The sequence below is a fragment of the Ruegeria sp. HKCCSP351 genome, assembly GCF_017872535.1.
Taxonomy (GTDB): domain Bacteria; phylum Pseudomonadota; class Alphaproteobacteria; order Rhodobacterales; family Rhodobacteraceae; genus Ruegeria.
Window position 1 is genome coordinate 79,036 of sequence record NZ_JAEDOV010000010.1, and the last position, 17,209, is coordinate 96,244.

Below are 17,209 nucleotides of genomic sequence, written 5' to 3' on the forward strand. Positions count from 1 at the left end.
AAAATCTGGAGGTATTCTTTACAGGCTAACGCTTGCGCGCGCGATCGACAACACCGTCAGCTGTGATCGTGGCAATGCGATCCTCTGTGCGGCGGGTCATTTCCACCCCGTCACCCGTCATATGCGCCTCGGCAAATTCCGTGAACTTGAAGATGCTGCCATCTGCTTCAACATGGGTTTCGTCCTCTGCCGAGCGCCGCTTCACCGATCCGTCATGGCGGATTTCGATGATCGTGTTGTCGGCCATTCGGACCGTCACGGTATGCTCATCTACAGCGACACCCTGCCACCAGGCATCTGCATCGCGGCGCACAACAATGCGGTTTGGGTGCAGCTTGATCTGCACGTCCTGTACCTCGTCCGGATCAGCGGCTTTGACGACCACGATGGCCTCCTGCGCGCTGGGATCACCATGGATCGACGCGCTCCCGTTTTTTGGCGGCCAGAGCTTCGGCTGTGTGCGCGGCTTGCCCTTCTGGTCTGTATGAAACCCGACGAACATCTGCGCGGATTTCCAGACGCGGCGGGCGGCTTTTTCAACCGTAGACGGAGCTGCATCGGTGGACATGGTGGATAGCCTTTAAAGTGGGTTAATTCACGTGCATTTTCGGGGTGAGCGTCACACCCACAGCGCTCAGCACTTTCAGCACCGTGCCAAACTCGGGATTGCCATTTTCGCTAAGTGCGCGGTAGAGGCTTTCCCGAGACAGACCAGATTTGTCGGCCACACTCGACATACCTTTGGCCTTGGCAACATCGCCAAGTGCCGACGCGATCAGCGCCGTGTCGCTGGTTTCAAAAGCCGCTTCAAGATAGGCTTGAATGGCTTCCGGGCTGTCCAGATAGTCAGCCGCTTCAAACTTCGTTGTTTTGACACCCATGTTTTTCACTCCAACTCTCTTGCCATCGCCTTGGCGGTTTTGATGTCGGCTTGCTGGGATGACTTGTCTCCCCCGCACAGCAAAACGATCAAAACGTCACCGCGCGACACATAGTAAACGCGATACCCCTTCCCTTCGGAGATACGCAGTTCACTCACACCTTCACCAACCGGTTTCACATCACCGGGATTGCCCAGGCTCAACCGCGTGATGCGAACCAAGATCCTGGCTCTCGCCCTTTGGTCCTTCAGGCCCTTGAGCCACTTGTCGAACAGGTCCGTCTTACGAATTTCTATCATACCTATATGTAGCCTACAGGCTACAACCTTTCAAGTCAAAACAACCTATACCATTGAACTAAAATCAAAAATCATTGCTGAAAAGCAGGGCGCGTTGCGCCCTGCCCTGCCAGTTTCAGAAGCAATCCGGCACCCATGCATCGATCCGGGCTTTCTGTGCCTCGGTCACGCCCAGTGCCTTTTGATGCTCTGGATCATTGAAGAGCTTGTGCAGCGCCTCGTTCTTGGCACCCTTTTTGGATTTCGCGAAGGCTTTGAACATGTCGGCGTCGATGTGCAGGTCCAGCAGGTCTTTGTAGAGATCATCCAGCTGCCAGCCTTTCAGACGCTTGAAGCAGTTTTCAGCCGAAGGGGTCCAGATCGCGCGCATGTCAGCCTCGATCTCAGCCTCGATCTCCGCCATGAACTCCGGGCGTTGGGTCAGAAACCGCCGGGCCAGAAAACCCGTGATCTCACCATTGCGGGTCTTCTTGCCCAGATCGCGAAACGCTTTGAACGCTTCCACGCTGCCTTGTGCGGCAATCTCGTGGAACTGGTCATAGGCTGCCTGTGCCGCTTCATCCCGTTCTCCGCCAAGACGCGGGTCGAGGATGAACTGGTCATCGATCTCGGGTGTGTTCCGCTCGGCACCACCATAGCCAAACCCAAACAGATTGCTGCTCAGACCGGAGGCCGGGGTGGCAAAGAAAGCAAACAGGCTCAACACATAATCAGGCTTGTCCAGCAGGGCCGTTTGAACCGCTGCCAGCCGGATCGCCACCATGTCGTCGATGAACTTCTGCGAATAAACTGGTTTTGGTTCTTCCTTGATCTCCGGTTCTTTGACCGGGGCCAGAACACCAGCCTCAATGGCAGCCTGAACATGTTCCGCCGCGACATAGGCCGGGGATGTTTTGATCTCGCCATTGTTGGTGACATAGACAAACACGCCGGACAGCTTGCGCTGCGCGTCAGAATAGAACGGCGCCGTATAGTCCTCAAGCGCGGCCAGCTCCTTTTCACCATCCGCGTCCAGAGCCTCACCCTCATAGAGTTCGGCAAGTTCGTCATACCGTTCGGCCTGTCCTTCGGTGAAGTCCCGGCTCACCATGTCCAAACGGTGCATGTCTTTCGTACCCGAGAACCCATAGGGAATGTAGCTTTCCTCATGGGTGTCCACCCAGTCCCAGCCTTCCGCGTCGCGCAGTTTTTCCGCTTCTACCGCCAGTTTCTCGGCAAACAGACGATCCAGTAACGCGCCTTCATTGAATAGGGTTTCATCGGCAAACAGATCAGCGGTGACGGTGCCGCCCGCCTCAACATAAGCCTTCTGCCCGACAAATACGGCCTTGCGGCTAGTGCTGCTAACAGCCTCCGACGTCAGTGCCTGTTTGACATCATGCTCACTGAACCACCGACATTCTTTGGCCCGTTCCAGAACCTCCAGAATTTTCTCTTCTTCGGTGCTGACGGTCATGGCCTTGGCCAGCCCCATGCTGATCTCACCGGCTTTGAGCGCATCCAGAACGGCGGCGGGCAGACTGGCAAGCGCGAGGCGGCGGCGCACATGGGATTCGGTCACGCCAAACGCATTGCTGATCTTGGCAATAGACAGAGATTTCTCGGCCATTTTGCCATAAGCACGGACCTCGTCCACAGGGTCCAGTTCTTCACGGGCGGTGTTCTCCGCATTGGCCCATTGCTCAGCCACGAAGGGATTGTCCGTGACCTTAACGGGAACCTGTGCCAGATCAGCGCGCTCAGTCACGGCGATGTTCAGAGCCCGTAGGCGGCGACCACCGGCAACGATTGCGACTTTGCCATCGGTATCGCGCAACCCGCTGAGGTTCTGGATCAAGCCACACATAACCAAACTGTCGGCCAGAAGTGCAATACCTTCCTCACCAACCTCCTGTCGTGGGTTGATGTCAGACAGGTAGAGATCGGACAGGGATACGGTTTCGATGGTTTCCGGTGCGGTGAATGTTTCGACTTTGCTCATGGGGCAAATCCTTGTTTGAGTGTTTGAGATCGTGTTAAGGGTGCCCTACCCCTTCCGGGGTAGAGCGGAGCCGTTTAGATGGCTGCGTGTTGGATCAGGAAGCGGCGCGCGATGTGGAAATTGTCGCCCTTCCTGATTAGCGCCCACGCTTCTGCGATACGTTGCTGCAAGATTTCATTGCTCATGGTGTTCACCTCCTTTCCGGTTTGGGATTGAGATCAGTATTCGCTGGGGCACATGATGGTCAGAACGCGGCGCGTCACTGACGTGTCAAACGGCCGGTCGGACCCATACGTGTAGTCCGTGTCGTAAAGATCGATCTTCCAGAACAGCTTCTGGTCACGGACTGTCACCGCCCCAAAGGTGTGATCGCCATAGGGGTCATTGCCCTCGTCAAACTGGTCATCCGACGCCACCGCTGCCAAAGCTGCAGTCTGGAACTCCATCCCTTCACCTGACACGCCGGGCGTGACAAATACCTGACCCTGAATTCCCTTAGAATGCATCTCGATTGCCGCAGTCGGATCGATCAGCGCTTTCCGAAATAGGTCATTCTGGGTCGCAATCTCTGCCGCCTGCAGGCTGGTGTCAGTGTCGATGTCTTTTGTCTTTTCAATGTCCAAAACCGTCTCTCCTTTTGTGGTGCGACCTCTGGGGTTGATCCCCTTTGGTGCTGGTTTTGAGCCGAGCCCTGAAAGGGCGTCGTCTCTAAAACCTGCCCCGTGGCGAACGCGGAGAGGGGCGAGACAGGACCAATCGACAAGAGTGGTGCGGCCCGCAGCGCAGGCGCGCGAGGACACGGTATTGTCTATTTGTCTTGTCCGAGGGGGGAGGCCGCGCCTTCCCCCTTACGGAAGGTAGCGTTTGGCTTGTCCAAATCCCGCCTGACCCACAAGGAAAGGACAAAGGATCTCTGATCCTGCGTGAGCGCAAAAGGGACCGTCACCCGAATGGGCAGATCACCACGGCATGGACCGACCATGACCCAAAGCCCCTGCCCCGGCTCGCAAGAGACGGGTCAGGGGCTACTGGGACAGGGAGATCATTCTGGGGTGTTCTGGGTGGAAGCCGATACGTCGGCTGAAACCTAGAGCCTGCTCACGAGCCGAAAGGCTCGGGATTTGCCACAGAAACAGACTGCAGCCCGAAGTCACTCACCGACCGGAACATACCCTCGACGGAGCTTTTGCTTTTCGAGATTGTGGAGCGCTTCACTAGCCAGGGCTTCGTCATCATACGTCACCATCATGGCTTGCCCGTTCGTGCCAATACGCCCCCAGGTACGAAGCACTGAAACCTCCCCAAACAACGTCGGCTGCAACTCGATGCCATAGAACCGCGCCATGTTGATCTCAGGGTCCACATGGATCAGGTGCACAGGTGTGGTGTCTGTCAGCTCCATGACGCGATTGTCGATCAATAAAGCTCGTCTGTCCAATGACTTTGCTGGAACAGTCAATTGGCAAGGATTCAGAACCGTGATGAAAACATTCGACAACTCAATCTGTCTGATGCTTGCCTCGTACCCATCCAGGTACAGGAGCTCATATTGGCACCATTCCACATTCCGCTGCTGGAACCGTTGTGACCACTGGCCAGAGTAGGTACGGTTTTCTCATATCTTGCAAAACGAAATAGAAGGATGAAGGCAACGTGGCTGAAATCTTGGAAGGCGGATGTTTTTGCGGTGAGGTTCGATACCAGGTCACTGGCAGCGCAGTAATGCAACTCATGTGTTTTTGCAGTGATTGCCTATCGATGACCGGAACGGACGGTTATGCCGGGTACATGATAAAGTCGGAAGACCTGCAGCTGCTGAAAGGCAAACCACGGACCTTTGAGAAGACCTCAAAGGAAGGTCGACCTGTCATCAAGCATTTTTGTGGCACCTGCGGATCAGGCCTGTGGGGCGTGACAGCCTTCGGATTGACGAGCATTGCGGCTGGGACATTGGATGAGCCAAACAACTTCAAGCCAACGAGCAAGGTTTTTGTGAAAGATGCCCCCAACTGGGCCAGGGTTCCCCACCATTTGGAAGAAATGTAGCGTTTGAAGCTTTGGTATCACCTACATTTCTGTCTTGGAGTTGTTCCTCTTGGTGACCCGAGTTGCTACGATTGTCGTTGAGGCAATAAGCAGGACATCGCGATGCGCAATGCAATCTTTTTACCCCTAATGGCTTTGTTCCTGGGGGTCGTCATGGACGTTAAACCGGCGGCGGCCGCGTCACTCGGAACATATGAGGTTTTTGGCGTCGAAGACGGTGACATGCTAAAAATGCGCAGTGGGCCTGGAACAGGGTTCAATGTGATCGTTGGTCTTCCAAATGGAACCGCACTACGAGTTCACGGCTGTGAGCAGACCGGTGGCACCCGTTGGTGCCGCGTCTCTTTGGAGCGCGCGCGCAAGCTTAAGGGATACGTCTCTTGGGCATATTTGCGGAAAATCTAATACGACAGCGATCAGCACCACCATCTTTTAGCAATCATAGAATACCGGCGGAAACGCCCTGACGAATCCACTAGTTGGGCTCACACCCGTCGTCGAAGCGGCTCGCAACATCCCCGAATTCGCTGGGTTCAGGACGGCCCTAAGGCTTTGACTGGGGAGCGCTTGATCGCCTGCACCGTAACGGATTGATCCTGGACCCGGTTGGAAAGGCAAAATCGGTGGTACTGACCGATGAAGGCCTGCGCCGCTCCGAAAAGCTTTTCACAGAGCTTTTTGGGCGGGAGCCAAAGACATAGCATTCGCCATGACAAGTCCCTCCATGTAACGCAGGTCTGCATACGCGTGTGGGCTGGCTGGCGGTTGCAATCTGCGCTAAATCGCCCCTGTCCGGCAAACAGGGAGAAGCTGAAGATGACAACGGGGAACGATCTTGGTGGGCTCATCGGGTTTATCACCCGTGACGAGATTTGGCATGAGCGGCTCGCTGATGTGTTGGACGAGCATTTTCTGCCAGCGCTCGAGGCCTTCGATCTTGAGTTCGAGGATCTGGGCGACTTGCTGGGCGAGGATTGGCCGATGGTCCTGTGGGGTGGTGGCCTGGAAGATTTGCTGGGCAGGACATTCGGAGCGGACGCCGAAAACGCTGCGGATGCTTATCTGAAAGGGAGCGGTTCCAAGGAGAGTGCGCAGACCCGCGCCTATATCAAAGGATTGCGGGACGCGTCGGTCAGCCTTTATGAGGTGAGCGAGGTAGACCCCGGCAGATCCATGGTCTTGCGCAACATGCTTTCGGACGCAGAGCCGGTTACCGTCCGGGAACACAGCGCGACGCAGATGCTGCAGCGATGGGATCGCATCGCAGCTCGGGTTGTCGCACAGGGGGATTATAACGTGATCTCGGGGGCGCTGCTCCCATTCGACCCCGACACCGTCGCGTTTTTTGAAGACGGGCTCCGCTCCGTGTTGAAATTGAACCCCGACGTTGAACTGAGGCTGACACAGGATCAGCTACACCGTTCCGCACCCCTCTTCACCAATGCCTGGCTCTTCGCACATCTGCCGAACCTACTGGATCCGGAACCACCACAAATCAGCAACAGCGATGGCGACAACCTGCTCTTTCACGACATGCGCTTCCCCCTCGCCAGCAAAGTGACGCAAAGCCAGGTATCTGAAAAGCTAACACAGTCCGCAGAACTCGTGATCTCAGGCCAGAAGGATTGGACCTGGCTTGACCTCGACACCCCGTCCGGCACCAAGCACGGCACCGGCCTCGTGTTGGACAAATCAATGTCAGGGGCCTCCGTGCTTGGGTCCCTAGATCTGAAAGGTCGGACACTCACACTTTCTGTGAGCTCTACAGCGCGCGCTGAACGCGGCGAAGCCCTGGTCCGGGACCTCCTGGGCGACCTGGTGAAATCTCCGCTGACATCAATCCAGACCGCCGAACAGATGATGGCGGATGACAGCACGAGTAACGGAGTGGCAGAAGAAGAGGACATCCCCCGTGCCCTTGCCCGTCAGATGGCCCACGAATATCTCGAACAGCATTACCGCGATACGCTTGACCAGCCGATTCCTGCCCTGGATGGCAAGACCCCGCGCCAGGCCGTTCGCAGCACGGCGGGCAGGAAGAAAGTCATAGACTGGCTGAAGACAATCGAAAACCGCAGCGCGCGCCAGACCGGCTCTCCGGTGGCTGAGTATGATTTCGGCTGGATGTGGGACGAGCTTGGTCTGTCAGACTACCGAAATTGGACCAGCGATGGTTCTTGCAAAAACCGTTCCAAAGCTTCGCCTCCTGAACCCATCGACTAACCCATGTTTTCCCGGCTGCGTCTTGCAGAGATGTGGCAAGGGTTATGCTGTCGCTGCGCGTCCAGATGGTTTGCCTCGTGACAGCTGGGGCACAACAAAATTTCAGTCTCCGTGGACACACCGGTTTCATAATCGAAACAGTACTCTTGTCCACATATTTCCAGCACCTCTCCACTCTTGGCCAGTTCCGAACTTGTCACCTCGCAGTGATCACAAATTCCGTCCAAGAGAGCTGATTGGAGTTCAGAAAGAACCACTGTTTTCTGAAAATTGCACACTCTGTCACTCATAACTGCTTCAGGCTTTCACAAAATGGTGAAGAGAGAAAGCTTGTGAAACAAGAATTCAAGGGAATGTGACATAGCCCAATGGGTTCGAGATTTAGTTTCGCCGATCATTGCCTGTAAGCTGCGCGGCGCGTCGAACTTTCACGTCAGCCGCCATCCCACAACAGACCCGCGCACATCAAAATACAACCTGGGCTAGTCCTCCCAGCGAAACGCGTCGTTGTCCGCCTTCACCCGACCAATAGACGGCAAAGCGAAGTGGTTTCCCAGCACAATACATCCCGTTTCCGAGGCGCTTTCCAACAGTTTCCGACGGGATGTCACGGCCATCTCAGCATCGGAATCAAACATAAAATGCCACTCGGGATGCCAGCACTGGGCGGTTGTATGGATTGCATCACCTGTAATCAGAGCGCGCCGGTCGCCACTGGTGATTTCGACCGAGACATGACCTGGTGTTTGGCCTGGCGTGGGGATCAGAGTGACGGAATACACCCTGTCGCAGTCCTAAGGTTCACAGGAGGCCCGAGACAAAGTAGGTTTCTTGTGTAGAGGTAACGGCAATAGGCGTGGATCAGAATGGCGCGACAGCTCCCACTCGAAGGTAACAAGCCCTTTCTGGTTTACGCCGGCACTGGCACCGACCTGATTTTCAATCATGGAATTGAGCTTCCCGGTTTCGCGTCGTTTCCATTGCTGGAAGAACCTGGCACCAGGGTGATACTGGCCGGTCAAATGCAGGCTCTTGTCGATCTGGCCCGTGAAATGAATGTCGGATGCATCCTTGATGCGCCCACATGGATGGCGAACGCCGACCGGGCAGCGCCCTTGGGGTACGATGCAGAGCGGCTCGCCGAAGTAAACAAAGATGCGGTCAGTCTAATGGAAGACGTGCGCCAAGCTGCCGCTCGCGATGATGTACTGGTGTCGGCCTGCATCGGCCCGCGCCATGATCCTTACGCCGACATCCCGCCGGTACCCGTCGAAGATGCACGTCAATACCACGCCGCTCAAATGCACAGCCTGAAAGACACAAGCCTCGATCTGGTCACCGCTTATACATTCAACCGCCCAAGCGAGGCAGCGGGATGCATCCTCGCCGCCCGGGACGCTGAACTGCCGATCATCATGTCTCTGGTTGTTGAGACAGACGGGTGCCTGGCAGACGGGACCAAACTTGTGGACGGAATTGACCAGATCGACGCAGCAACCGACTCGGCGGCGCTGTTTTTTATGGTCAACTGCGCTCACCCTACCCATTTCGCCGGAGCGCTTGGCAACCACCCCCGGCTGAGAGGCCTTGTGGCGAACGCTTCGAGTTGCTCGCATGCGGAACTTGACGAAGCAGATGAGCTGGACGAAGGCGATCCAGCTGAACTTGGTAAACAGATTGCCGCGATTGCGAGGCAGAATCCGTCGATCCAAGTATTTGGAGGATGCTGCGGTACCGACATGCGCCATCTGAAATCGATGATCAGCGAACTAGCATAGCCAACTTGGTTCAATCTGAGCGATAACGCTGAGATCTAAGGTGATCCCGTAATTTCTTTCCACAACTTGTTAGGAGATCGGCCCTTTGCTGCCGTTGACCGAGGGCGCGCATCGCTGCGGTGCGGCCCACCAGACCGGACTTTAGCTGCGACTGCGAAATCCAGCGATCGACAAACTCACGCATCGCGGACCAAGTGTGAATTCGCCGCGCTTGTCGCGATGGCAGCTCGGTGCGCTTCGCTGACGTCAGAACAAGCGTGAAAATGTATCGATTCTCGCCTGGATTGAAATACCTTCAAAGACAACACCAAAGAAGTGAATCTTTGTTCAGACTAACATGTTGGGTCTGCTTCTAGGGGGGGATGCCCAATGACCGAGACCGGCAAAACAGTCCACACGCCAGTGGCGCTTCAATGCCAAGTTCGGTGTGAATTTAGGCGTTCGCACCATCAATGGTCATCGGGTTAGCGCTCCGATTTGACACCAATATATTCCGGCAGATAACGCGGCGGCATTGGCCCCTTGTTCCGCCCGCCCTGTTGAATCTGTTCCCAGCCATGAGACAAGACGCCAACCGAGCGGGAAAGACAGAACAATCCCCGGGAAAGCGGTGCCGGGAACCCCAATTCGCAAAAGATAACAGCCGTGGCCCCATCGATATTCATCGCGATATCGGCACCGCGCTTACGTCCGATTTCCGTCTGTATAGCTTCACCGATATCGGCAAATCGCCCTTCTACAGTGCCTGACATCGCGGCCTCGCGTACCAACGCCATCAATCGCGGTGCGCGGGGATCGACGGGCTTGTGGAAACGGTGGCCAAAACCCGAGACGATCTTGCCATTTTCCTCACACCAGGCGGCGATACCGTCGCGGACGGCAACTTCCTGTTCAGCGCCGTCATCCATCCGTTTGGCGACGTCGAAATAAAGCTCGGCGCATTGTTCACCGGCGCCGCCATGCACGTCACCCAACATGTTGACCCCGGTGGCCATGACGTTGTTGAGCCCCAGCCCACAGGTCGCGGCCATACGCGCTGCGGCTATCGATGGCGCCTGCGGACCATGATCCACGCCCGCCACCAGCGCGCATTCAAAAAGCGCCGCCTGTTCTGGCGTGGGCAAATTGCCGCGCACCATGAGCCAGATCATCTGAGCAAAGCTGACGTTTCCGATCAGGTCCTGGATCGGGTGGCCGCGAAAGGCGATCCGCCCCGGAGCCATGTCGATAATTTCGGTGCGCCACCAGTGGCAAATGGCATCGGCGTCATTGCGTCCTGCGGGGTCCGTCATATCGCGCCATCCTTTGCCAGTTTTTCAATGTCTTCCGGTGAAAGACCTAACTCGCTCCAGATTTGAGAGTTGTGCTGCCCCAATGTGGGCGGTGGTGCATCGACGGTGGGCGCGCTGCCGTCCAATTTGATCCCGGTCGTGGCAACCTGAATGTCGCGTCCGACGCCGGGGACGTTTTCAAACTGGTCGAGGAAACCGCGGTCTGCAACCTGCGGCATTTCCAATACTTCCGGCACTGTCAAAACCGCTCCTGATGGCACACCAATGCTATTGAGTTCCTTGGCCCAGTCGCGCGGTGACCGGGTCTTCAACACGGTCTCCAGCTCAGTTTTCAGAGCCAGCCTATTGCGTTTGCGATCCTCGCGCGTGGCATATTCAGGCCGCTCGCGCAGCGCGGCCAATCCCAGGTGGTCCGTCAGTAGCTCCCATTGCTGGTCTTTGTTTGCGGCAATGTTGATCAACCCGCCCTTCGCTTCAAACGCACCGGAAGGCGCCGAAGTGGGGTTTTCATTGCCATTGGCAGTCGGATTGACGCCGGCGATCAGATAGTTCGACACCACCCAGCCCATTGTCGCCAGCACCGATTCCAGCATCGACACATCAATAAAGGTGCCGCGCGGATTGGCGTTCAGAGCAGATGAAATCGCAAAGGCTGCGGTGATGCCCCCCACAGTGTCTGCCACCGGATATCCAACGCGCAGCGGCGCGCTGTCGCTATCCCCGGTGATCGACATCACACCCGAGGTTCCCTGTATGATCTGGTCATAAGCCGGGCGGCGTATCCACGGGCCCTCTTGGCCAAAGCCGGAGATAGCACAATAGATGAGGGTCGGATTGGCCTCTTTCAGGGTCTGGTAGCCCACGCCGAGGCGCGTCATGACGCCGGGCCGGAAGTTTTCAACCACGACATCTGCAGTTTCGACCAGTTTCAGAAAAATCTCTCGACCCCGTGGGTTCTTGAGGTTGACCGTGACCGATTTCTTGCCCGCGTTCTGGGCGAGAAAGGACACGCCCATGTTGACTTTGTTCAGCTCTGGGTCGGCCCCCAGTTGGCGGGCGAGATCGCCCCGACCGACGGCTTCGACCTTGATAACCTCGCCGCCCAGATGCGCCAGATGATGACAACAGAACGGACCGGCAAGGACATTGGTCAGATCAAGAACACGAATGCCCTTCAAAGGTGTCTGCGACATTATCCGCGCCCCGCGTGTACAACCTTGGCCGCCGTGAAAAACTCGCGGCAATAGCTGCCTTTTTCCGGTGCACCATAAGAGGATCCCTTTCGGCCCGTAAAGGGTGCGTGGAAATCCATGCCGGCGGTGGGCAGATTGACTTGTATCATGCCTGCTTCGGCGTTCTGCGAGAAGTGATCGATTTTGGCGGGATCCCGCGTGACAATTCCTGCGGACAATCCAAATTCGCAGTCGTTGGACGTGGCCAGGGCGGCGTCGTAATCCGGCACGCGTAACACGGCGGCGATGGGCCCAAAGATTTCGTCTCGTGCCACGGCTGCGTCGGGTGACACATCCGTAAACAACGCAGGCGCAAAGTAATGGCCGGTTGTTTTGGATTTGACCTCGCCACCACCTGCGGCAAGCGTTGCACCGTCATCCACAGCCTGAGACACGTATCGTTTGTCGATGGCGAGCTGCGCTTCACTGGCGACCGGACCAATCTGGGTTTCCGGAGCGCGCGCATCACCGATCCGAAGGTCTTTCATTGCCGCGCAAAGACGGTCAACAAATGCGTCGTGAATGCCCTCGGTCACAATCAGGCGGGAAGACGCTGTGCAGCGTTGTCCGGTTGAGAAAAAGCTGCCCTGAACGGCGCAGTGCACCGCCAGATCCAGATCGGCGTCATCCAGCACGATCAAGGGGTTCTTCCCCCCCATCTCCAGCTGCATTTTCGCTCCTCGCGCAAACAGCGCCGCCCCCATATGGCGACCGACGGGTGTGGAACCGGTGAATGTGACCCCGGACACCTTGGGGTGCGTAACGATTGCCTCCCCAACCTCACGGCCTTTTCCCATCACAAGGTTGAACACCCCCTCAGGCACGCCCGCACGGGCAATAATATCGGACAACATCCATGCCGATCCGGGCACCAGTTCGGCAGGTTTGAACACAACCGTATTGCCATAGGCCAGAGCGGGTGCGATTTTCCATGCGGGGATCGCCAGTGGGAAATTCCAGGGCGTGATTACGCCCACAACGCCGATTGGCTCGCGTACAACATTTAGCGACACACCTTCGCGCAGAGATTGGTAGGTGTCGCCGGTCGCACGATACGCCTCAGCCGCGAAATATTTGAACAAATGCCCGGCGCGATGCGCTTCGGCCTTGGCTTCGGGCAAGGTTTTGCCCTCTTCGCGGGCCAGCATATCGCCCAGCTCGTCTACACGGGCGAGGATTTCCGACCCGATCCGGTCGAGCGCTTCGAACCGGACCAGAGGCGATGTCTTGCGCCAATTCGGCAGGGCCGCGGCCGCGGCCTCGATTGCGTCAACCGTTTGATCGGCGCTTGCCCGGGCATACTCGCCGATCGTGTCGTTCAGGTCGGACGGGTTGACATTGGGGGCCGCGTCGCTGCTAGCAACCCATGATCCGGCGATAAAGTTGGCAAAGGGGTTTGCAGTCATAGCGCTTCCTCAAGAACTGGTCGCCACCCGATATCTTCATGCCGGTGGTCCACAGTATTCACGTAAAAATAGGTCGGGCCATGATAGCCCCTGCACACCCGCCCATCGGCCCGTCTGGCAACCGGTTCGGCGGTCCAGCTGACCGCGCCGAACCAGTTCCACAAACGGTTATGAGGCGAGGTCAGATGATCCGGGCAAAGCGGTGCTGTACTATTGGCCGGGTCCGGTTGCGGAGCGTTCAACGCCCCGCTGCCCCCCACCAGCGCATCCCATTCATTGGGGCGCGTCGCCCCCTGAAAAGGGTCACTACAGGGCGTATCCCCCCCCGTAAGCAACCGGCAGCGAAACAGGCGTCCATCAATCGACAGCTCTGTGCCATGGACATACCCCGCATCATCCAGATCCTGCCAGCTGACGCGGCTCATAAGCATCCGGTCGGCGACCATCAATCTTCTTCCACCGTCCTCAAATAGATGCCAGTTCAGGCGCAGGTTCGGGTCTTTGGGACTGTCGGTGAGCGCCCAGTTGTCCCAATTCGGGTCGCGTTCAAATTCCGGTAGGTTCCCGGGTTGCAGGCCCTCGTAAGGGCAAAGCGCTGACAGGTCTGTGATCCAGGGCCGTGTCGCGGGCGCAAGTGTTTTTCCTGCATGGGAAAACCCACCCAGCTGCTCTGTTCCTTTGTAGTCCATCATTGCTCTGTCACCGCCCCGGTCACAGGTTGTGTGCGGAAGCGACGCAGGATCCGGAACAACATTTCTGCAGCCAGAAATTCGGTACGCTCCGACGGATCAAGAGGAGGGGACACCTCAACAATATCCAGTCCACCCAACGGGGCCTCGGCCAGCCCATCCAGCAGATCGTAATACTGACGCGGTGTAATACCGCTATGAACGATTGAGCCGGTGCCGGGGAGGTAGCCAGCGTCCATCGCATCGATGTCGATTGACAGATACAGTTCGTCACATCCCTTCATGGCATGCTCCAACGCCTGACGAATTGCCTCTGCCGTCCCCAATTTATGTACGTCGCCAGCCGAAAACACCCGACCGCCCTGCTCTTCGATCAAGGCGAGTTCACCGCTGTCGACCCAACCGGTGATCCCGACCCAAACCATATTGGACACGTCGACATTGGGCAGTTCGGAAATCCGACGGGCATTGGTTGCGTGGTTATGGCTGCCCCACGCGCCAAGCCGGTCAGAGAAATCCAGATGACCGTCGATCTGGATATACCCAAAACGTGCATTTGGTGCGCGTTTGGCCAACCCACGGGAATAGCCAAGGCAGGCCGGGAAGCTATTATAGTGATCACCGCCCAGTGCCAGAGGGATCGCCCCTCCAACGCTCAGCGCCTCGGTCATTGCGGCAATGGCCTCGGTGGTTGCGTCTACATCCTCAGGGGTGATCACTGCATCCCCGCAATCCACGAGCCAGTCGCTGGCCGTTGCGCTTCTTTGGCCCGTATCTGGATCAAAACTGACCCCCTGCGGTCGCATGGATTGCAATACCGTCGTTGCCTTACGCAGCGCCTCGGGACCAAACCTGGTTCCGAGCCGGCTTGAATGTGTCCAATCGCTGGGCATACCCACCACACCGATTTGGCCCGGACGGACGTCGGCGGCATCGAGCAGAGGCCCATCAAACAGCCGATACCCCGGTTGTGCCAGAGGCGGGAGAAATGTCGTTATCGCTGCAGTCATGTCAGTACTTTTTCCTTGGAAGTTTGGCGGCGCGGAAAATCAATCCCAAAGCCGAGGCGCGCATAGATAAACGCCAGAAGAGCCGTGACCATCAGGCGTTGGCCAACCTTCACGACACCCATTCCGGGACGGTTCGGATTCAGACCGGTCAACATAATGGCGCTGACCTCGTGCCGTCCCAAAAGCTCAAGCCATTGCACCACCGTCGCAAGATCGCAGCCCCCCAAACGGGGCCGATCACAAAGCGCACTGAGCGATGTTTCAAACACCGAGAGATCAAACCGAACAAACAACGGCTTTGATGGATCCCGCCACTCTGAAAACGCGGCACGCTGCGCGGCAGTATCTCTATTTACCGGCGTGGTCGTTCCGTTCGGCAAGGGCGCAATATGAAAATCGCGCGCATCGGCTGGTGTACCGCCAAGCTGCACTGTCTGACAATGAGGGAGCGCGCTCCGCGCCGTCTCGGACATGCGATCTGATCCGCCCAAAAAGATTGCACAGGCGCCATTGTCGCTGATCTGACGCATGGCCGCCTTCAAGGCCGCGTGGATCGCATCTTCGGACCCCGGTGCAATATCTCCGAGATCACAAAGCCGCTCGTGCAGGCCATCGGTACTGATATCCTGACGCGCATCGATATCTACGGGGTGACTGAATTGTGGATTTGCGTGCCAACCGAAATAGACCGAGGTTTCGCGTAATGCACGCGGCGCCAGAGATTGCCCTGCATGAGGTGCGTTTGTATCTTCAAACGGGATGCCCAGTACGGCCAGATCTCCAGACCGGACGTCGCCGATTGCTTTGGTCTGAGAGCGCATGAACGACAGATGCCCTGCCATGCGCGGCAACGGGGCCGAACGTAGAGGCATCAGCCTGCTCCTTTCTCAAGACGAGCTGTGACCGCTTGCAGGATCGCCAGTGCAGCGCGGGTTTCAGCCTTGCCACGGTTGTCCAGTTCCGGGGCAAGCCCAAAAACCGCAGCCGCGATGGTATCGCCCGGGGTGGCGTCAATTTGCGCGATCATTTGTGCTGGTGACATTCCCGTCAGGCGATGCGGGTGCGATACCCATTTGCCCGCAAGCTCTTGTAAATCCACAGACAGGATGACCGGTTGGGTGCGGGGCAAATGGCTCACTGCGCCGCCATTGACCCCAATGATGGGAACATCCGCACCTGTGACCTGTCTTGCGGCGACGTCAAGCGCTTCCAAACCGCTGGAATCGCCGCCTACCAACACCATGCGGGCACCGGTTTCAAGAACCGATTCACATTGCGAGGCAACTGCGAGAAAATGCTTGTCAGGTTCTAGCGGAAAGACGTTCACGTCCCCAAGGTCAATTGCATTCGCGGGTGTTACTGTGGGGCAGGACGCATACCGAAGCTGGCGCGCGAGATAGCGTTGCCCTGCCGATGGCCGGGCGAGATTGTCACAAAAATAGCCTGCAATCGCGACCTGACCGGGCACGAGATCTTCCAGATCGCCAATGGATGCGCCCAGAAAACTGGGGATCGCGTCAAACTGTATTTGCGCCGCTTCACTCATTGTGCAACGCCGCGTTCAGGGTTTCGATCGCCGCCAGTTCCGACATTCCCCTGGTGTCGCGCGCAGGCGCAAGGCCGGTGATCACAATCGCCTGCCATTTACAGGACATGGCACCAATGACGGAAACCAGCGTTTCAGGTTTCATCCCGCCGGGATTTAGGCCGACGCTGCCAGCTGCATGCCCCAGATCAATGACCGATATGTCGATCCACAAGACAGCGCGCTCGGGCGTGTCAGAATAGTCGCCGTGCCCTTCATCCAACTGCCGCGCGGTGCGCCAATCCATCTTGCGCTGGCTGATCAGATCCCAGACACCAGCAGGTTGATCGCCGTTCAATCCCACCCAGATCGTGTTGGCTGTTCGCGTCGCGATATCACGCCGGGCCAACGGCATGGCCGCGACAACTGGCAGATCAGGCAAGGCCCCCAGCACACCCGAGGCGACATCAGACGCGCCACCCAAGACAACGGGTACAACACCGTGATCCACCATTTGCGTCACAAGTTGTTCCAACGCGGCAGGCCAATCCCCTGACAGGTCCAGATTGCCAAGATCCCGACCATCTACAGGCAGTCCGATCCCAAGTTGGGCAGTCATTTTGCGCAGCGCATCGGGTGCCAGAGAGGTGCCGGATCGGGGCCCGGTGTTAACTTCGCTCGGAACGCCCATAACCCCAACACAATCAGCCTTACATTGCGAATGAATGCCAAAAGGAAGGTCCGCATAACCAGCTGTTATCATTTGTTTCCGCGCGCTATTCATTGCCAGACGCCTTCGTTATTTGCGATTTCCAATTGCGCTCAAACCGGCTATAAAAAGCGACGG

Annotated in this window: 19 protein-coding genes; 4 read left to right on the forward strand and 15 right to left on the reverse strand. The window is 57.2% G+C overall.

What is annotated here, in order from left to right:
- Positions 1–25: 25 nt before the first annotated feature.
- The 6 genes from I9182_RS17760 to I9182_RS17785 form a co-directional block, all read right to left on the reverse strand.
- Positions 26–568, reverse strand: a complete 543-nt coding sequence (locus tag I9182_RS17760; RefSeq protein ID WP_170417788.1) for a hypothetical protein — start codon at positions 566–568, stop codon at positions 26–28.
- A gap of 22 nt (positions 569–590) precedes the next feature.
- Positions 591–881 (reverse strand): addiction module antidote protein, encoded by a 291-nt coding sequence (locus I9182_RS17765; protein ID WP_152460667.1) that lies wholly within the window; start codon positions 879–881, stop codon positions 591–593.
- 5 nt (positions 882–886) lie between these two features.
- Entirely contained in the window at positions 887–1,180 is a 294-nt protein-coding gene (locus I9182_RS17770) for a type II toxin-antitoxin system RelE/ParE family toxin (protein ID WP_170417791.1), read from the reverse strand.
- Positions 1,181–1,295: 115 nt separating this feature from the next.
- Positions 1,296–3,161, reverse strand: coding sequence for a ParB/RepB/Spo0J family partition protein (locus I9182_RS17775; protein WP_170417794.1), 1,866 nt, complete (start codon positions 3,159–3,161; stop codon positions 1,296–1,298).
- Between the two features lie 218 nt (positions 3,162–3,379).
- Complete coding sequence (locus tag I9182_RS17780) at positions 3,380–3,784, reverse strand: DUF3768 domain-containing protein (protein WP_152460664.1); 405 nt, start codon at positions 3,782–3,784, stop codon at positions 3,380–3,382.
- A 527-nt stretch (positions 3,785–4,311) separates the two neighbouring features.
- Positions 4,312–4,563: a WGR domain-containing protein gene (locus I9182_RS17785; protein ID WP_170418006.1), complete on the reverse strand. Its 252-nt coding sequence runs from the start codon at positions 4,561–4,563 to the stop codon at positions 4,312–4,314.
- Between the two features lie 251 nt (positions 4,564–4,814).
- On the opposite strand from I9182_RS17785, the gene I9182_RS17790 reads away from it, so the two are divergent.
- The 3 genes from I9182_RS17790 (at position 4,815) to I9182_RS17800 (ending at position 7,430) form a co-directional block, all read left to right on the forward strand.
- The gene (locus tag I9182_RS17790; protein WP_152460663.1) at positions 4,815–5,207 is read left to right on the forward strand and encodes a GFA family protein; all 393 of its coding nucleotides are present in this window, start codon (positions 4,815–4,817) and stop codon (positions 5,205–5,207) included.
- A 102-nt stretch (positions 5,208–5,309) separates the two neighbouring features.
- Positions 5,310–5,612, forward strand: a complete 303-nt coding sequence (locus I9182_RS17795; protein WP_152460662.1) for an SH3 domain-containing protein — start codon at positions 5,310–5,312, stop codon at positions 5,610–5,612.
- Positions 5,613–5,843: 231 nt separating this feature from the next.
- Positions 5,844–7,430 (forward strand): hypothetical protein, encoded by a 1,587-nt coding sequence (locus I9182_RS17800; RefSeq protein WP_209507579.1) that lies wholly within the window; start codon positions 5,844–5,846, stop codon positions 7,428–7,430.
- A 482-nt stretch (positions 7,431–7,912) separates the two neighbouring features.
- On the opposite strand, the gene I9182_RS20565 is transcribed toward I9182_RS17800, so the two are convergent.
- A complete protein-coding gene (locus I9182_RS20565) occupies positions 7,913–8,212 on the reverse strand; it encodes an MBL fold metallo-hydrolase (RefSeq protein ID WP_170417797.1) in 300 nt (99 codons plus the stop codon).
- Between the two features lie 84 nt (positions 8,213–8,296).
- Here I9182_RS20565 and I9182_RS17810 point away from each other — a divergent pair, with 84 nt between their 5' ends.
- Entirely contained in the window at positions 8,297–9,208 is a 912-nt protein-coding gene (locus I9182_RS17810; RefSeq protein ID WP_170417800.1) for a homocysteine S-methyltransferase family protein, read from the forward strand.
- Positions 9,209–9,672: 464 nt separating this feature from the next.
- Here I9182_RS17810 and I9182_RS17815 read toward each other — a convergent pair whose 3' ends face one another.
- The 8 genes from I9182_RS17815 to I9182_RS17850 are packed head-to-tail and all read right to left on the reverse strand — an operon-like array spanning position 9,673 to position 17,053.
- Positions 9,673–10,500 (reverse strand): citryl-CoA lyase, encoded by an 828-nt coding sequence (locus tag I9182_RS17815; RefSeq protein WP_170417803.1) that lies wholly within the window; start codon positions 10,498–10,500, stop codon positions 9,673–9,675.
- Positions 10,497–11,693 carry a CoA transferase gene (locus I9182_RS17820; RefSeq protein WP_170417806.1) on the reverse strand — a complete coding sequence of 399 codons (1,197 nt, stop codon included), beginning with the start codon at positions 11,691–11,693 and terminating at the stop codon, positions 10,497–10,499. The genes I9182_RS17815 and I9182_RS17820 overlap by 4 nt, the downstream gene beginning before the upstream one ends.
- A complete protein-coding gene (locus I9182_RS17825) occupies positions 11,693–13,138 on the reverse strand; it encodes an aldehyde dehydrogenase family protein (protein ID WP_170417809.1) in 1,446 nt (481 codons plus the stop codon). The genes I9182_RS17820 and I9182_RS17825 overlap by 1 nt, the downstream gene beginning before the upstream one ends.
- Positions 13,135–13,830, reverse strand: a complete 696-nt coding sequence (locus I9182_RS17830; RefSeq protein WP_170417812.1) for a hypothetical protein — start codon at positions 13,828–13,830, stop codon at positions 13,135–13,137. The genes I9182_RS17825 and I9182_RS17830 overlap by 4 nt, the downstream gene beginning before the upstream one ends.
- Positions 13,827–14,837 (reverse strand): agmatinase family protein, encoded by a 1,011-nt coding sequence (locus I9182_RS17835; protein ID WP_170417815.1) that lies wholly within the window; start codon positions 14,835–14,837, stop codon positions 13,827–13,829. Before I9182_RS17835 ends, I9182_RS17830 begins: the two co-directional genes overlap by 4 nt.
- Positions 14,834–15,709 (reverse strand): arginase family protein, encoded by an 876-nt coding sequence (locus I9182_RS17840; protein WP_170417818.1) that lies wholly within the window; start codon positions 15,707–15,709, stop codon positions 14,834–14,836. Before I9182_RS17840 ends, I9182_RS17835 begins: the two co-directional genes overlap by 4 nt.
- Positions 15,709–16,383, reverse strand: coding sequence for a hypothetical protein (locus I9182_RS17845; protein WP_170417821.1), 675 nt, complete (start codon positions 16,381–16,383; stop codon positions 15,709–15,711). The genes I9182_RS17840 and I9182_RS17845 overlap by 1 nt, the downstream gene beginning before the upstream one ends.
- Positions 16,376–17,053 (reverse strand): arginase family protein, encoded by a 678-nt coding sequence (locus I9182_RS17850; RefSeq protein WP_170474326.1) that lies wholly within the window; start codon positions 17,051–17,053, stop codon positions 16,376–16,378. The genes I9182_RS17845 and I9182_RS17850 overlap by 8 nt, the downstream gene beginning before the upstream one ends.
- Positions 17,054–17,209 lie beyond the last annotated feature (156 nt).

What these genes read in the sequence shown, in the direction of transcription:
- I9182_RS17760 (WP_170417788.1), bottom strand. Translation starts at nt 568, where the DNA reads ATGTCCACCGATGCAGCTCCGTCTACGGTTGAAAAAGCCGCCCGCCGC.
- I9182_RS17765 (WP_152460667.1), bottom strand. Translation starts at nt 881, where the DNA reads ATGGGTGTCAAAACAACGAAGTTTGAAGCGGCTGACTATCTGGACAGC.
- I9182_RS17770 (WP_170417791.1), bottom strand. Translation starts at nt 1,180, where the DNA reads ATGATAGAAATTCGTAAGACGGACCTGTTCGACAAGTGGCTCAAGGGC.
- I9182_RS17775 (WP_170417794.1), bottom strand. Translation starts at nt 3,161, where the DNA reads ATGAGCAAAGTCGAAACATTCACCGCACCGGAAACCATCGAAACCGTA.
- I9182_RS17785 (WP_170418006.1), bottom strand. Translation starts at nt 4,563, where the DNA reads ATGGAGCTGACAGACACCACACCTGTGCACCTGATCCATGTGGACCCT.
- I9182_RS17795 (WP_152460662.1), top strand. Translation starts at nt 5,310, where the DNA reads ATGCGCAATGCAATCTTTTTACCCCTAATGGCTTTGTTCCTGGGGGTC.
- I9182_RS17800 (WP_209507579.1), top strand. Translation starts at nt 5,844, where the DNA reads ATGAAGGCCTGCGCCGCTCCGAAAAGCTTTTCACAGAGCTTTTTGGGC.
- I9182_RS17810 (WP_170417800.1), top strand. Translation starts at nt 8,297, where the DNA reads ATGGCGCGACAGCTCCCACTCGAAGGTAACAAGCCCTTTCTGGTTTAC.
- I9182_RS17815 (WP_170417803.1), bottom strand. Translation starts at nt 10,500, where the DNA reads ATGACGGACCCCGCAGGACGCAATGACGCCGATGCCATTTGCCACTGG.
- I9182_RS17820 (WP_170417806.1), bottom strand. Translation starts at nt 11,693, where the DNA reads ATGTCGCAGACACCTTTGAAGGGCATTCGTGTTCTTGATCTGACCAAT.
- I9182_RS17825 (WP_170417809.1), bottom strand. Translation starts at nt 13,138, where the DNA reads ATGACTGCAAACCCCTTTGCCAACTTTATCGCCGGATCATGGGTTGCT.
- I9182_RS17830 (WP_170417812.1), bottom strand. Translation starts at nt 13,830, where the DNA reads ATGATGGACTACAAAGGAACAGAGCAGCTGGGTGGGTTTTCCCATGCA.
- I9182_RS17835 (WP_170417815.1), bottom strand. Translation starts at nt 14,837, where the DNA reads ATGACTGCAGCGATAACGACATTTCTCCCGCCTCTGGCACAACCGGGG.
- I9182_RS17840 (WP_170417818.1), bottom strand. Translation starts at nt 15,709, where the DNA reads ATGCCTCTACGTTCGGCCCCGTTGCCGCGCATGGCAGGGCATCTGTCG.
- I9182_RS17845 (WP_170417821.1), bottom strand. Translation starts at nt 16,383, where the DNA reads ATGAGTGAAGCGGCGCAAATACAGTTTGACGCGATCCCCAGTTTTCTG.
- I9182_RS17850 (WP_170474326.1), bottom strand. Translation starts at nt 17,053, where the DNA reads ATGGGCGTTCCGAGCGAAGTTAACACCGGGCCCCGATCCGGCACCTCT.